General features: G+C 41.0%; 13 protein-coding genes. 1 reads left to right on the top strand and 12 read right to left on the bottom strand.

What is annotated here, in order from left to right:
• Positions 1-23 precede the first annotated feature (23 nt).
• The 9 genes from J9537_RS19625 to J9537_RS19585 all read right to left on the bottom strand — a co-directional run bounded on the left by J9537_RS19625 (position 24) and on the right by J9537_RS19585 (position 9,413).
• On the bottom strand, positions 24-890 hold the full coding sequence (locus tag J9537_RS19625; protein WP_028020650.1) for an ROK family protein: 867 nt from the start codon (positions 888-890) through the stop codon (positions 24-26).
• A gap of 188 nt (positions 891-1,078) precedes the next feature.
• Entirely contained in the window at positions 1,079-1,390 is a 312-nt protein-coding gene (locus J9537_RS19620; RefSeq protein WP_028020651.1) for a PTS lactose/cellobiose transporter subunit IIA, read from the bottom strand.
• Positions 1,391-1,403: 13 nt separating this feature from the next.
• A complete protein-coding gene (locus tag J9537_RS19615; RefSeq protein ID WP_028020652.1) occupies positions 1,404-1,718 on the bottom strand; it encodes a PTS sugar transporter subunit IIB in 315 nt (104 codons plus the stop codon).
• A 5-nt stretch (positions 1,719-1,723) separates the two neighbouring features.
• The gene (locus J9537_RS19610) at positions 1,724-3,160 is read right to left on the bottom strand and encodes a glycoside hydrolase family 1 protein (RefSeq protein WP_028020653.1); all 1,437 of its coding nucleotides are present in this window, start codon (positions 3,158-3,160) and stop codon (positions 1,724-1,726) included.
• A gap of 3 nt (positions 3,161-3,163) precedes the next feature.
• Positions 3,164-4,030: an ROK family protein gene (locus J9537_RS19605; RefSeq protein WP_218257456.1), complete on the bottom strand. Its 867-nt coding sequence runs from the start codon at positions 4,028-4,030 to the stop codon at positions 3,164-3,166.
• 234 nt (positions 4,031-4,264) lie between these two features.
• Positions 4,265-6,499, bottom strand: coding sequence for an alpha-galactosidase (locus J9537_RS19600; RefSeq protein ID WP_028020655.1), 2,235 nt, complete (start codon positions 6,497-6,499; stop codon positions 4,265-4,267).
• Complete coding sequence (locus J9537_RS19595; protein ID WP_028020656.1) at positions 6,496-6,954, bottom strand: hypothetical protein; 459 nt, start codon at positions 6,952-6,954, stop codon at positions 6,496-6,498. The genes J9537_RS19600 and J9537_RS19595 overlap by 4 nt, the downstream gene beginning before the upstream one ends.
• Before the next feature lie 15 nt (positions 6,955-6,969).
• Positions 6,970-8,271, bottom strand: a complete 1,302-nt coding sequence (locus J9537_RS19590; RefSeq protein WP_028020657.1) for a PTS sugar transporter subunit IIC — start codon at positions 8,269-8,271, stop codon at positions 6,970-6,972.
• 101 nt (positions 8,272-8,372) lie between these two features.
• Positions 8,373-9,413, bottom strand: coding sequence for a LacI family DNA-binding transcriptional regulator (locus J9537_RS19585; RefSeq protein WP_028020658.1), 1,041 nt, complete (start codon positions 9,411-9,413; stop codon positions 8,373-8,375).
• A 238-nt stretch (positions 9,414-9,651) separates the two neighbouring features.
• Here J9537_RS19585 and J9537_RS19580 point away from each other — a divergent pair, with 238 nt between their 5' ends.
• Positions 9,652-10,059 (top strand): YjdF family protein, encoded by a 408-nt coding sequence (locus tag J9537_RS19580; protein WP_028020659.1) that lies wholly within the window; start codon positions 9,652-9,654, stop codon positions 10,057-10,059.
• A gap of 102 nt (positions 10,060-10,161) precedes the next feature.
• Here J9537_RS19580 and J9537_RS19575 read toward each other — a convergent pair whose 3' ends face one another.
• The 3 genes from J9537_RS19575 to J9537_RS19565 form a co-directional block, all read right to left on the bottom strand.
• The gene (locus J9537_RS19575; RefSeq protein ID WP_028020660.1) at positions 10,162-11,025 is read right to left on the bottom strand and encodes a DUF6544 family protein; all 864 of its coding nucleotides are present in this window, start codon (positions 11,023-11,025) and stop codon (positions 10,162-10,164) included.
• A 107-nt stretch (positions 11,026-11,132) separates the two neighbouring features.
• On the bottom strand, positions 11,133-11,903 hold the full coding sequence (locus J9537_RS19570; RefSeq protein WP_028020661.1) for a DUF1295 domain-containing protein: 771 nt from the start codon (positions 11,901-11,903) through the stop codon (positions 11,133-11,135).
• Positions 11,900-13,717 (bottom strand): DegV family EDD domain-containing protein, encoded by a 1,818-nt coding sequence (locus tag J9537_RS19565; protein WP_028020662.1) that lies wholly within the window; start codon positions 13,715-13,717, stop codon positions 11,900-11,902. The genes J9537_RS19570 and J9537_RS19565 overlap by 4 nt, the downstream gene beginning before the upstream one ends.
• Between the last annotated feature and the right edge of the window lie 6 nt (positions 13,718-13,723).

The raw sequence follows: 13,723 nt of genomic DNA, 5'->3' as shown, positions 1-13,723 counted from the left end.
GGAATTAATTTATCTTATTACGATCATTTGGTTGATTCCAGCATAAATTGATAAACAGCTCCAATTAAATTTGCCTCGTTGAAGTATTTACATGTCATAATTTCAGCAGTTAAATCTTGAGCTTTTTTAGTATTTAACAGCTCCTTGACCTCTTTTCTAAGACGTTCGATGACACCAGGTCTTCTCGAAATACCTCCACCGATTAACAATCGTTCAACATCAATACTCACTAGCACATTAAAAGCCCCTATTGCTAATGCGCGATAAAACTGATTGACATACTTTTGGGCTAGATCCTCTTGAACCGCATCAAATAGATGGACTGCGTCATAGCTTTCCCCCGTCCCCTTTTCAAGAGAATAGTTTCTAGCTAAAGTTACGGGACTAGCCAGTTCACTGAGTGTCTGCTGCTTCTCGTTTAAAATCATAAAGCCGAACTCTCCGCCGAATAAATGGGGTCCTGGAAATAATTTTTTATCTAAAACGATCGCGCCCCCTACTCCTGAGCCAATAATAAGAAAGGCACTATTGGATACCTCCGCGGCATTTCCTTTCCAAACCTCAGCTAAAGCCGCACAATTCGCATCGTTTTGAATAGAAACACGAAGGCCGAAAAGTGCCTCCAGTTCCTTTCTAATCTCAAATCGATGAATATACTCAATCGCACTCAAACCATAAATGATCCCAGTCTTTGTATCTACCGAACCAGGGGAGCTGATCGCCACGCCTGAAAACTTCCATGTAGATTTTTTTAGCTCCGAGACAAATTGCTGTTTCATGCCTTCCCATGTTTTAGGCGTGGGAAGACTCCTTTTGCCCTCTAATGTCTCGCCATTCCATTCCGCATACTTAATCGTTGAGCCGCCAATATCAATAACAAAAAGATTCATCTTCCATTCTCCTTTTAAATATGTTTGTAAAAATCTATCGTCTCCAACACACAACAGCTAAAAATGAATGGTTTGAGACAGGCTATTCATTTCGTTCTACGACTTTTAGCAAACGCTTACTATATCGATATAGTAAGAGGAACAAACCTCAAAGGTTCATCCCTCACTTTACCAACTGTTCTCTTTTGCTAACCAATTCTTTTATAGATATCAACTATCTCCTTCGCTAAATCAGTGAATGCGATGGCAGTCATCAGGTGATCTTGACTATGGACAGCTAAAAGTGTAATTGCCATGTTGTTTCCCTGAGCTTCTTGAGTCAGCAATCCTGTTTGCGCGTGATGAGCTTCTGTCAACGCCTTCTCTGCTGCCGTAATCTTCGCTTCCGACTCATTGAAATCCAGCTGCTTAGCAGCCTGTATCGCTTCAACCGCATCACTTTTGGCATTTCCTGAATGGACGATCAACCCCATAATCGCTTCCAAATTTTCTTGTTCCATTGCCTATCCCCCCTTATTGATTCATTAGTTGTTTTGCTTCTTGCAAGACCTTTTGACCATTCATCATTCCATAATCAGCCATATCAATGACCGCTACTGGAATATTTTTAGACGCAACCTTCTCCTCAAATTGTTTTAACATGAAGCGCACTTGCGGACCCAATAACAGAACATCCACATTCTTTTCAGCTAAAACACCGTTAGCTTCCGTAGCGGAAACCGCGAAAATATCTGCATCAAAATTCTCATCTTTAGCTGCCGCCTCCATCTTTGTCACCAATAAACTTGTACTCATCCCTGCCGAACAAACTAACATAATTGTTTTCATCTTTCCTAATCCTCCTGTTTAGTTAAAATTTTAACGATATCTTTTTCAAGCGCCACCTTATTAGTAGCCGCAACCGTTTTAAACCAATACCCCGATTTCTTTATGGTTTTTTTCTGTGTTCTGATATCTGTAGAAATAAAACCATAGCGGTTGCGATAAGCATTTTTCCAGGACCAGCAATCGATTGGTGTCCATAAATGATACCCGAAGCAATTAGAGCCTTCTTCCATTCCCTTATGTAGCCAATAAAGATGCTCTTGGATAAATTGAATGCGATAATCATCTTCAATCATTCCCTGGCTGTTCAAATAGCGTTCCTCTCGAGAAACCCCCATGCCATTCTCTGAAACAAACCATTCAATATTGTTATAGTTGTCACGAATATTGATGGCAATATCATAAAGCGCTTTAGGATAAATTTCCCAGCCCTTATCCACATTCATCCGTCTTCCCGGCATTTCGTACTCTTCAAAATATTTTTCAGGCAGCCAATCCACTGCGAGACTGTCGGGCGAAACCTCTGGTGCCTTTACACGATGTGGATGATAAAAATTTACCCCTAAATAGTCAATCGTGTTGTTTCTTATGACAGCCAGCTCTTCGTCGCTAGTCTCCCAAAGAACACCGTCTTTTTCCAGTGTCTCAGTCAATTCCGCTGGAAATTCTCCCAAAGTCGAAGCATTCATATACAGTTGGTTGAGCCATAAATCCGCAAATTTTGCGGCTGCTAGATCAGAGTTTTTTTGCGTCGCTGGATAAGCTGGAGTTAAATTCAAAATGATCCCAATCCGTCCTGCTTTGTTCTGATTTATTTTTCTAAAACTAGCAATTGCCTTAGACGAAGCTAACTGAATATTATAGGCAACTTGAACAGCTTTTTTACCATCCACTAGATTGGGATAATGAAACTGGTGCAAGTACTCCCCTTCTACAATCACCATTGGTTCATTGAATGTAAACCAATCTGTTACCCGATCACTAAATAATTTGAAGCATTGTTCAGCGAACTTTACAAACAAATCCACAACATGCTTGGACTCCCATCCCCCATACTTATGATAGAGCTCCACTGGCAAGTCGAAATGATGCAGGTTGATTATCGGCTTGATCCCATATTTTAAGCATTCGTCGATCACGTTGTTATAGAATTGAACATTTTCTTCGTTTAACGTAGCGGTTTCGAAATCATCAATCAAGCGTGTCCACTGAATAGACGTCCGAATAGAGTTCAATCCGATCTCCTTCATTAATCGTATGTCTTTTTCATAGTCATTAAAAAAGTTAGATGCAAGATTAGGACCTACTTGATCATAAAAAGCTTCTGGTTCTGTATCATACCAATAGTCAAACATATTGGCATGTTCCTTGTTAAAGCGTCCTTCTGATTGGGGTCCTGAGGTAGCGGCTCCCCACCAAAAGTTCGTTGGAAATTTGATATCCATCAATTATTCGCCTCCTAAAATTTTCTTGGCTAACGCTAATCCGCCAATCATTCCTGCCCGATTATTCAACTTGCTGGGAACAATAAACTGTTCGATGTCTTTTGTTGGTAAATACTCATTCATAAGTTGGGCATAGTACTTATGAATAAGCGGAAATAAATGTTTTTGATGCATCACGCCACCACCCAAAACAATTCGTTCAGGAGCAAAGGACAAGGCATAATTCACACAGGATTCAGTAAGATAATACGCCACCGTATCCCAAACAGATGCCTCTTGGTTCAATTCTTCCCCATTCTTGCCCGATCTTTGATAGATCGCTGGTCCCGAAATGAGTCCCTCCAAACAATTTTCGTGGTAGGGACATACGCCCTTAAAGTGATCCCCTTTTTTTCTAGCAACAGAGATGTGCCCGATTTCAAGATGCTTCTTGCCAGGTAAGAGCTCCTTATTTAAAATTACTCCGCCGCCGACACCAGTTCCAACAGTAAGATAAACTGAATTATTAGTCCGTCTAGCCGCGCCATAACACATTTCACCGAACGCCGCAGCATTGACATCAGTCGTCCAATAAATTGGGCTTTCCAAGTCTTTTAAAGCTCCTAAGAAATCGACGTTTTTCCATGCTGTTTTGGGCGTATTGGTGATATACCCATATGTCTTTGAGTCGCGATCGACATCTATTGGGCCAAAAGACCCGACACCAATTGCATCTACCGGATGCTCCGGAAAAAATCGAATAATTTGTTCGATATTGTTTACTGGGTCACCCGTTTTGACTATCTGCTCAGCAATGATTTCGGTTACATTATTCTCTTCTGCGATCCCACAAATTATTTTTGTTCCACCTGCTTCAATTGCACCAATCATATTTTCTCTTCCCTTCGATTTATTTACATTATATAGACTAAGTTATTATATGTCTATACTTTTATAAATAAAAATCCAGTCATACTATTGTACAAACCATACTTATAGAGATAAACCTTATAAGAATAACGTTTCTTCTCGATAAAGGATAAAAATTAACCTTCACGATAAAAATCATGAAGGTCAACTTATGGAATACGACACTAAAGCTGAAGAAGTAGAAAAAAATTTCTCTCATTCATCCCTTTGCAGCTCATAAATAAATGATTGATAATCTCCCATCACTTGTGCTTTATCCTTATTAACACTATTAAATTGATACGGCTTTCTAATCCCCATTCTTTTCAACACACTACCGGATAGCTTTTCACCATTTACGAGGTAGCTTTCAGTCTCTTTTAGAAATGGGAGCTTCATGAACTCTCGATTACTGCTGTTCGCTTCAGTTAAAATACGGTAGAAACCAATCATCCCTTTGCCGTTCTTTTCATCGAAAACTGCCCAGCCATATTCATTGGGACGATCGAGAATGTCCGTCAGCTGGTAAAACCTACCGAAAGTTAGCAGTCTTTGATTCTTTTTATAAAAGGAGATATCTTTTTTTATCTGTGCCTGTTCTTCAGTAGAAAGCTCAAACAAATTCAGCTCATAGCCTAAAGGGCCAAACAGTGCTGCATTCGTTCGCATCTCTAAAGAAGTGTGACGATGGACTTGATGATTAGGCGCAGCTGAAACATGGTTGCTAAATGATGATAAAGGATACCCTAATAACGTTCCTGATTGAATGGCTAAACGCTCGACTGGATCACTGTCATCACTTGGCCAAATCTGAGGGCTATAAAAGAGGATTCCAAGATCATATCGTCCGCCTCCTCCGGCACAGCCTTCAATTAAAACATGTGGAAACTCTGATAATATCCTTTCGTACAGGCGATAAACACCCAGTATATAGCGGTGGAAAAATTCTGACTGATGGATTCCCTGCTGTTTTAAATACGTCGAATAGGCTTGAGTAATGTTACGATTCATATCCCACTTGATATAGTCCAATTTTGTCGAAGAAATAATTTTTCTCATTTGCTGGTAAATGTTTTCCACCACCTCTGGATTGGAGAAATCAAGAACATACTGACCTCTGCCAATAGCCACCCGTGAAGAATCCGTGTGTCTTACCACCCATTCAGGGTGAGTGTTGTATAAGTCGCTGATTGGCGAAACCATTTCTGGTTCAAACCAAAGGCCAAATTGCAATCCTAAATGATGAATACTCTCTGAAAATGCGGCTATTCCTTTTGAGAACTTTCTTGGATTTTCATCCCAATCACCAAGCGAAACCCGATCATTGTCGCGCTCTCCAAACCAGCCGTCATCGACAACAAAACAATCGATACCTAATTTTTTTCCTTTATCAGCTAAAGCTAGTAATTTATCCTGATCGAAATCAAAGTATGTTGCTTCCCAATTATTAAGAACCACAGGTCGTTTCTTTTGGTACCAGGTCGGATTGATGACGTGCTTCTCAATAAATTGGCCAGTCTCGTGCATAAGACCGTTCAAGCCCTCCGCTGAATAATGCAATAACAGCTCCGGCGTCTCAAACGTTTCATTCTGCGCTAACTCCCAAGAGAATGAACTCGGATGAATCCCTAGCATCATGCGTATGTTGTTCCATTCATCAACCTCTGTTTGTGCTAAGAAATTTCCCGAATATATCAAATTCGCTGCATACACATCGCCTTGATTATTAGAAGAACATTCTGGCAGTAGGGCGACAAAAGGATTATGCTGATGACTGGACGCCCCTTTTAACGAACCAATACTAACCGTCCCTTGTTCTAAAGAGTGTCGCTTTATGTGTCGTTCTTTTAGCCAGGCGCCAGAAAGATGAAGAAACTCAAACTGCTGATTTTTCATGTCTAAAGCGCCACTTAAAAATCGAAGAACCTGTCGCTTGTTTGCTCCAAGATTGGTAAGCTTTTGCCCGCGAGAAACGGTTCCTTGGTTTTCAAATATTGAGTAAGTCACTTCTAACCTTAACTGATTGAAAGAATCCTCAAGACAAAACGTTATACTTTCAACCTGCCCCTCTTCCGCAAATGTTGCTGGAACGCCCAACTCTCTTTGTTTTTTCTTTTTTATTGTATGAGAAACATATTGGAAGTCTAAATATAAGCACTCCTGTTCCTCTGAAACCTTCAGTATGCCTTCTTTAAAATCCGAGGTTCCATAAACAGGGACTTCCTGATATTGATCTTGTAAGCTAAAATTCGGAATTGCCGGACTGAACTTGACCGTCCCGGCAGACTTGCTTTCTGTTGATGCCATGTATTGAATGTCCTCAATGGTAATCTTTCCCAGACTTCTTCCAAAATAGACATGTCCTAGGTGACCATTTGGCAAAACATTGATCACATAACTAATCTTTTCATTTCGCAGATGAAACATGTTTTTACTCAGAAGTTCAATCACTTTGCATCATCCTCTTTTTCATAACATTGTTTTTCTAGGTAAACCATCCTCTTTTTCATCCCTCTGTTATAAAAGAATTTGTACACAAAAGCTAGAAAGATAAAACTATACTGGTTTCTAGCATGGGTAAACGCGTTCTTTTCGGTATATATCACCTGTGTCTTAGAATCGGAACGCTCATCTATCCGATATTTTTGAGTGATTGTTCCTTTGCTATGAGAAGTGAGTAATTCAATTTCATTCTCATTAAGCTTTGATAATTGAATAGAGGCAGGAATGCTCGTTGCTCCAAGCTTTGAAGGCATAGAGAGAGTAACTGCCGCTCCTTCATTTAGCCCTTTTCCTACGTAACCCTTTGAGCGGAAATAAGTTTCCTGCTCTTTTCGAATAACCTCATATACTCGCTGCTTGCTTACGTCTATCTGGTATTTATAACTTAGTGTATCGATTCTCAACGCTCATTCCTCCCCTTACTCTGCCGCAGAGTGGGTCATTTCCAGGTCTTTCTCTTCTTTCAAGTACTCCCTATCCATCACAACAAGGAAAGGTACCCAAATTAGAACCATCACAGCTAATGTTACTGCTTGTAAAATAGCCCCCGCTATTGAGCCAGTCCCTATCCAACCAGAAAGAAATACTGGAGTGGTCCACACAACTGTAGCGCCAATCGGTCTGGGAACAAGTCCCATATAAATAGCAAGATAAGAAATCGTCGTTGATGCCAATGGCGCAAGTATCCATGGAATAAAGGCAATTGGGTTCATTACAATTGGCAGCCCAAAGGTCATTGGTTCAGATACATTAAAAATTGACGGCGCAATAATTGTCTTCATTAACTTCTTCATTCGAATAGAACGCGCAATGAAAAAGGCCATGGTGATCGAAATGCCTAATTGTAAGCCCTGATTGACAAATACCCCCATAAAAGTCGTATTAATAATATGAGGAAGCTCAGAAGCCCCCGCTTTATATGCTTCATAGTTCTCAATAGCTAAAGCGTTCATAATTGGATCGATTACGGCATTGACAACCAACGTTCCATGAATCCCAAACCACCAGAAAAATTGCATACAGAATACAGCAATCAACACTGCTGGTAGTGTACCTCCAAGCCCCATCAATGGTTTTTGAAGAATTTGATAAACAAAATCAACTGCGTTGCCCCATTCTGTAAAGGTAAACAAATAGCGGATAATATTAAAAATGAATAGTGGGACCGCCCCTGGGATAATCGCTACAAATGATTGTGCAATCATTGGAGGAACAGAATCCGGCATTTTGATAGTGATTCCTGCCGCGCTGATTCTTGAATAAATAATCGTCGCAATCATTGCTGTCACGATACCAACAAACATACCTTCCGCACCTAATTTTGATATTGGAATGACTGTCCCTAATTTCTCCTGGCTACTGAATGGCAACAACATCAAGAAAGAAGATAACGAAATTGCTCCTGCAAATAACTTCGGCTGTCCGAATTTATCTGCGAGCTGATATCCGATACCAAAAACGATAAAGAGCGTTCCAACACTCATTGTCGCATTTCCGACTGGACCAAAAAAATCATTCAAAAAAACATTGACGCCTTCCGGCAGCTTATCGGCAAAGCCAAAGGTTGTCGGAAAATTTTGAATAATGATCATGATGGAGGCGAACATGGTCGCGGGAAACGCTACCATAAAGCCATCACGAAGACTTAATAAGAACTTGTTGTCAGCAATAATTTGTGCTAATGGAACAATTTTTGCGGCCATTTTATCTAAGAACTTCATTTAAAACACTCCTTTATTAGTATGTAAACGTTTACTAACATCAGTATAGTTGTTTAGTTAACGTTTACACAAGTAAAAAAATAAAAAAGTTTGAAAGAACCTCAAACTTCTTTATCCGCGATATCTTTTACTGAGTCACGGAGCACTAACTCGCTTGTACAAATGACTCGGACGGGCATTGCTCTAACATTCAATAATTTTCCACGAACTAACTCTACACCAATTTTCCCCACTTCTTCTGCATTTAATTTCACCGTAGATAAAGATGGTGACATGAACTTTGCCATCTCAATATCATCAAAACTAATAATTGAAATATCGTCAGGAATAGACAACCCCGCATTTGTTATTGCTTTGTAGACACCGACAGCCATAGGATCGCTGGCTACCACGATAGCGGTCGGTCTCGGCTCCATCTGCACTATCTGATTGCCAAGCTCTAGCCCAGTATCTGGAGACCATTCCCCCTGTAGTACATTTGTATATTCATCAAGATGGTTTAAAATCATCCATTGTCGATAATTTTCAGCACGAATCTCCTCTTTATAATAGACGACCTCTCCGTCAAGAGCGACCTTACTTCCCAAGCCGCCGACAAAGGCGATATTTTTATGCCCCTTGCTCTTTAATAAGTCAAGAATTTCATGTGTTTTTTGGGCAAAATCCGTTTGAACACAATCAAACTCCGCATATTCTGAATAGGAATCAATTAATACAATATTATCATTAATCTTTTGGATTTCCTTCAAGGCAGCTAACGTCATCTCTCCAATAATTACTACGGCACCATATTTTTTTAGCTGGTAAACTTCTTTCTTTTTATCGCGCATTGAAAATGCCCGAAAGGTTTTTAAGCGCCATTTTTTTGCCTCCGACTCCACGCCTTTTCGGATAAACATAAAATAGGGGTCACTTTTTTCATCATCTATTTGATGACGTGTTATAAGAGCAATCGTGTTCTTATCCCCCACGTCTCGATTTTTTCTATTTTCGTTTTTCGAATAATTCAAGCTAGTCGCTATTTCAATTACTCGTTTACGTGTATTTTCGTTAATACTAAACGTTTCATCATTATTGAGGATTCTAGAAACACTCGCGGCTGAAACCCCGGCTAATTTAGCAATGTCTCTGATGCTAGCCATATATACCCTCCTGTCTTTTTACTGTTTACTAAACTATCTATAGAGTAATGACCCTGGAATGAAATGTCAAATAGCTATTCATCAGCTTTATTGACACGCTTGTATTTCTTCTCAAAGCTAGTAAACTAAAGACAAGCATAAAAACACATGGTGGTTGGTAGTCCGCCGCATGAAAATGTCAGTAACCTGCCCTCCCGGGTTGTCCCTTGCTTGAAATTCATTTAAGGGAGGTGTCATCATGAAGTTGACGATCTACTTCGATGGCAGTTTTTGGTGCGGCTTGGTGGAAGCTGAATTCGACGGTCATTACCAAGCCATTCGATATGTCTTTGGTCCAGAGCCAAAGGATGCGGATATTTTCGCATTTATCGCGACGCGCTTGCCTAAATTATTATCGCAGTCAGGAACTGTTTCTTCTGAAAAAAAGCCGGAGAAAAAAGTGAATCCGAAGCGAATGCAACGATTAATCAATCGTGAAAAGCGGCAGCCAGTGGTTTCGACCAAAGCGCAGCAGGCTATCAGCGATTTGAGAGCAGAGGCTAAAAGTGAAAGCAAAGTTCGGCGTCGGCAGAAAAAAATAGCAGATGCAGAAGCTCGTTTTCAGCAAAGGCAAGTCAAAAAACGCGAAAAGCATAAAGGACACTAAAAATAATTTCTAGGAATATTCTGGTTTTATGCGAATTTCCTTGAAAGAAAGTACAAAAAACGAGGTATTACTCTCGTCATTGAGAGTGATGCCTCGTTCTGTTTACGCTTGTTTTATTTCCGCTACATCAACTGAGTACTTCACGTCAATCTGATCGCTAACAAAATAGTTATCGATTCCTTCTGGCAGCCTCCAATTAACACTGACACAACCAGGTCTGCGGTACGGTTGATCACTTTCGTAATTTTCATACAGAACAAACCAAGGGATTAATGAGGTGCCCTTTCCATTTTCGTCCATGTATCGATCCTCAGTATCAAAGCGAACAATGTCCCCAGAATCATCAAAGGTAAACCGCCCTTTTGCGTTCACGCCATTCCATTTGATCGTCCCTTCGATCGTGCGTTCGTCATGGGTACGCCACGTCACGTAATCCTGTAAAAATAGGCTTGGCAGAAAAACTGCGTCAGCCAAGGACGTAATCAGCTGTCCCTGATCCATCTCCGGTCCAGTTGAGTGAAATAATTTGAAATGTTTTGCCAACACTCCGATCATCGCGCCGCGACCATTCTGGACTTGATCTGTCACTTGGATGGGAAGCCCAAACATCCGCGCCTTCAAGAAGGCATAGCGATCGGGTCTTTCGACAAAATTAACCTGACAAAACTCAATTGGGATCGGGGCCTTGTCCGCAGCTATTCGAAACCTCGTATGCCCAAAGCGAATAAACATGTTCCGCATCAATGGTTGATTCACGTACCCATTCTTCCTGAGGTATTTTTGCAGCAGTGGCGGCAGCTCCGCTATCGCCTCTTCAGTAATCATTTGTGGTTCCTCTGAAACTGGTTCCTGTCGAAAAGAAGATTCAACCTCCGCCAAATACTTTTTCCAGGCAGTACCACCCGGTAGAAAAAAATAAAGAACGATTAATGCAATAACAAGTAATAAGCAGCCTAGAAACATCATTCATTGTCCTCTCCTTCCTTCCCCCTAACTATACCTGAAATCATAAAAAGAACCATCCGCCCAAGGACGTAGAAAAGCAGCCGATAATCTCGACTGCTTTTCTCCAATTAAATCCCTTTTTTTCCAATGAAAGGGACAAATTTCGGAGTTTTATTCGCATACGTTTGATATCCGGGCTTCTCTTTATTTTTCTTTTCTAGCAGTGGGACACCTGAAATAAAAAGCAATAACAGCGTAATTGTGACAGGACCGATAATCCCCCAGAGGTTGCGTGGCTCATTCAAACTGATCAAGAAAATTCCCCACCAGCTCAATGCTTCTCCAAAATAATTTGGATGTCTCGTTAAAGACCATAGACCTGTCGTCAGCAGTGTTCCCTTTTCAGCATGACGTTTAAATACCGTTAACTGATAATCTCCAATAGTTTCAAAGGCAAAACCGATCCCCCAGACGATGATTCCTAGCCAGTTCCACCAATAAAAAGCTTTTTCTGAGCCAGTCACAACTAAGAAAATCGGTAGTGCTACCACACATAAAAGAACCCCTTGCAAAACAAAAACATTGAGATAGGCTTTTAATTTGGCATACCGTTTCCCCCACCGTTTACGCATATTCACATATCGGTAGTCTTCCGGCTTTCCAATATTTCGTTTCGCCAGATGAAAGAACAGTCTGAGCCCCCAAACAGTCACAAGAATCACCACAAAAGCCGCCGCTGTTGTTTTCTCAGGCATCAATAAATAGCCCACCAACGCAACAATGACAAAACCAATTCCCCACGCCAAATCAACGATAGAATTATTATGAAGTGCCTGTGCCAGAAAAAATAAGGCCGTGAAATATATAAATAGAATGACGACTATTGACCAAACAATCATCCTTTTTCATCCCCTTCCATTTCATACGCTACCGCTATGCTTCCTTCTCCGGCGCTCATGGCAATTACTGTTGAGCTATCCGTAATAAAGCTTGGTGGAAATCCAAGCTGCTCAGTAAGTTTTCGTCCCCAAAGAATGGCTTTGTCTTCGTTACCCACGTGAATGATTGCATATCGCTTAAGTCCGTGCTCATTATTAACCTTTACCAATTTACGGAAGATTTTTCTTTCGTTTCCGTGCCGACTCAAGGCGAAGCTGCTCAATTTCCCTTCACCATACTCATCCAAGCTGACGATCGGCTTCAAATTGATTCCTTTTGCGACCCTGCCTACTGCTTGAGGAATTCGTCCAGAACGGATCATGGGATTTAAGTCATCTACACTTACTAGAATCTCGATCTCTTCTCTTTTTTTTGCAAGTCGTGACTTCAACGTCTTAAAGGGAATTCCTGCTTGAATCCATTCATTTGCCTGCATTACTAACAAGCCTTGCGCTGCAGAATTCTGTCTAGAATCAATGACCTCAATTGGGATTGCGTGCTTCCGCTTGGCTGCTTCCTTCACTGTAAAATAGGTCCCGCTTAATTTACCTGCGACAGTAATTACTAGGATTGCTTCATACCGAGTCTCCAGGAAAGAAAAAAGCTGCTCTACAGTTTTTAATGCTGGCTGTGAACTGGTCGCAGGCTCTTCCGTCTGCTTAGACAGCGTAAGAAATTGCTTCGTTAGAAGGGTAATCTTGTCGATATAACTAGTATCGCCCATTAAGATATTCATTGGTAAAACGTGAATTTGATGATCCAGCAGGTACTCCGCTGGAATATCTGCGATAGAATCAGTCACTAACGCAATAGGGGCCTTTCGACGCTGATTGACTTGGTATTGCAATAGCATATCATCCGCCTTTTGCTGTATAGGTTTTCCAACACTACTTAAATAGCCTAAAACCTCTGCAGGTTGATTGGAATGAATATGCACACGTGCCTTGCCTCGGTTTACTGCGACAATCAATGAATCGCCAAAAGAGCGAAGATTATTCTGCAATTCTTCTTTAGTCAACGTCACATGATCGAGTAGAATCTCTGTACAATACCGATAAACAGGCTCTTCAGTATGCATATGTGTCTCCATCGATCGCTCGATAGAAACCGTACTAATTGCAGACTGTACTAAGTGCAATGCCGGCTTTTTAGCCACAAGAGCCTCTGTGAAGCCTTCGAGAAATAGGTAGAAGCCTTTCGCTCCCGCATCAACGACTTGATTTTTTTTCAGAATCTTCAATTGATTCGTGGTATTATCTAACGCCTGCTTCGCCTTAATCAAGGCATGGGGCAATAATGTCTCCAAAGTAGCGAAGGAGTCACTGACATCCAAAGCTTCCGCCCAAGAACGGATCACTGTAATAATCGTTCCTTCTACTGGTCGTTCAATAGCTTGATACGCCTCTGTGATCGCTGATCTTACACTTTGAACAAAACTTTGTACAGTCTCCTTCTCTTCCATCTGCAGTAGATGATTGTATATGCCATTAAAGTATTGAGCAAAAATAATCCCTGAATTTCCTCTTGCTCCTAACAAAGAAGCATCCGCTACCTGCTCAAAAACCTCAACGACCGTACTGCTTTCCTCGGATGTCTCCTCCAAAATAGTTTGCATCAGTGATGCTAAGTTGCTGCCGGTGTCCCCATCCGAAACAGGAAAAACATTTATCTGATTCAGGACTTGCTTCTCATTGATTAGCTGGATCGCTCCTTGATGAAAAGCAAAAAGTAATTTCTTCGGATCAATGACTGAATTTGTTTGACGAACTTCCATCTTCTG

The organism is Enterococcus raffinosus (assembly GCF_019175485.1).
Taxonomy (GTDB): Bacteria; Bacillota; Bacilli; order Lactobacillales; family Enterococcaceae; genus Enterococcus_A; species Enterococcus_A raffinosus.
This window is presented reverse-complemented; position numbering and strand designations above follow the sequence as displayed.

Excerpts from the sequence above, each read along its gene's own strand:
- J9537_RS19620 (WP_028020651.1), bottom strand. The coding sequence starts at position 1,390 with ATGGAACAAGAAAATTTGGAAGCGATTATGGGGTTGATCGTCCATTCA.
- J9537_RS19570 (WP_028020661.1), bottom strand. The coding sequence starts at position 11,903 with ATGATTGTTTGGTCAATAGTCGTCATTCTATTTATATATTTCACGGCC.
- J9537_RS19615 (WP_028020652.1), bottom strand. The coding sequence starts at position 1,718 with ATGAAAACAATTATGTTAGTTTGTTCGGCAGGGATGAGTACAAGTTTA.
- J9537_RS19610 (WP_028020653.1), bottom strand. The coding sequence starts at position 3,160 with ATGGATATCAAATTTCCAACGAACTTTTGGTGGGGAGCCGCTACCTCA.
- J9537_RS19605 (WP_218257456.1), bottom strand. The coding sequence starts at position 4,030 with ATGATTGGTGCAATTGAAGCAGGTGGAACAAAAATAATTTGTGGGATC.
- J9537_RS19575 (WP_028020660.1), bottom strand. The coding sequence starts at position 11,025 with ATGATGTTTCTAGGCTGCTTATTACTTGTTATTGCATTAATCGTTCTT.
- J9537_RS19585 (WP_028020658.1), bottom strand. The coding sequence starts at position 9,413 with ATGGCTAGCATCAGAGACATTGCTAAATTAGCCGGGGTTTCAGCCGCG.
- J9537_RS19565 (WP_028020662.1), bottom strand. The coding sequence starts at position 13,717 with ATGGAAGTTCGTCAAACAAATTCAGTCATTGATCCGAAGAAATTACTT.
- J9537_RS19625 (WP_028020650.1), bottom strand. The coding sequence starts at position 890 with ATGAATCTTTTTGTTATTGATATTGGCGGCTCAACGATTAAGTATGCG.
- J9537_RS19590 (WP_028020657.1), bottom strand. The coding sequence starts at position 8,271 with ATGAAGTTCTTAGATAAAATGGCCGCAAAAATTGTTCCATTAGCACAA.
- J9537_RS19580 (WP_028020659.1), top strand. The coding sequence starts at position 9,652 with ATGAAGTTGACGATCTACTTCGATGGCAGTTTTTGGTGCGGCTTGGTG.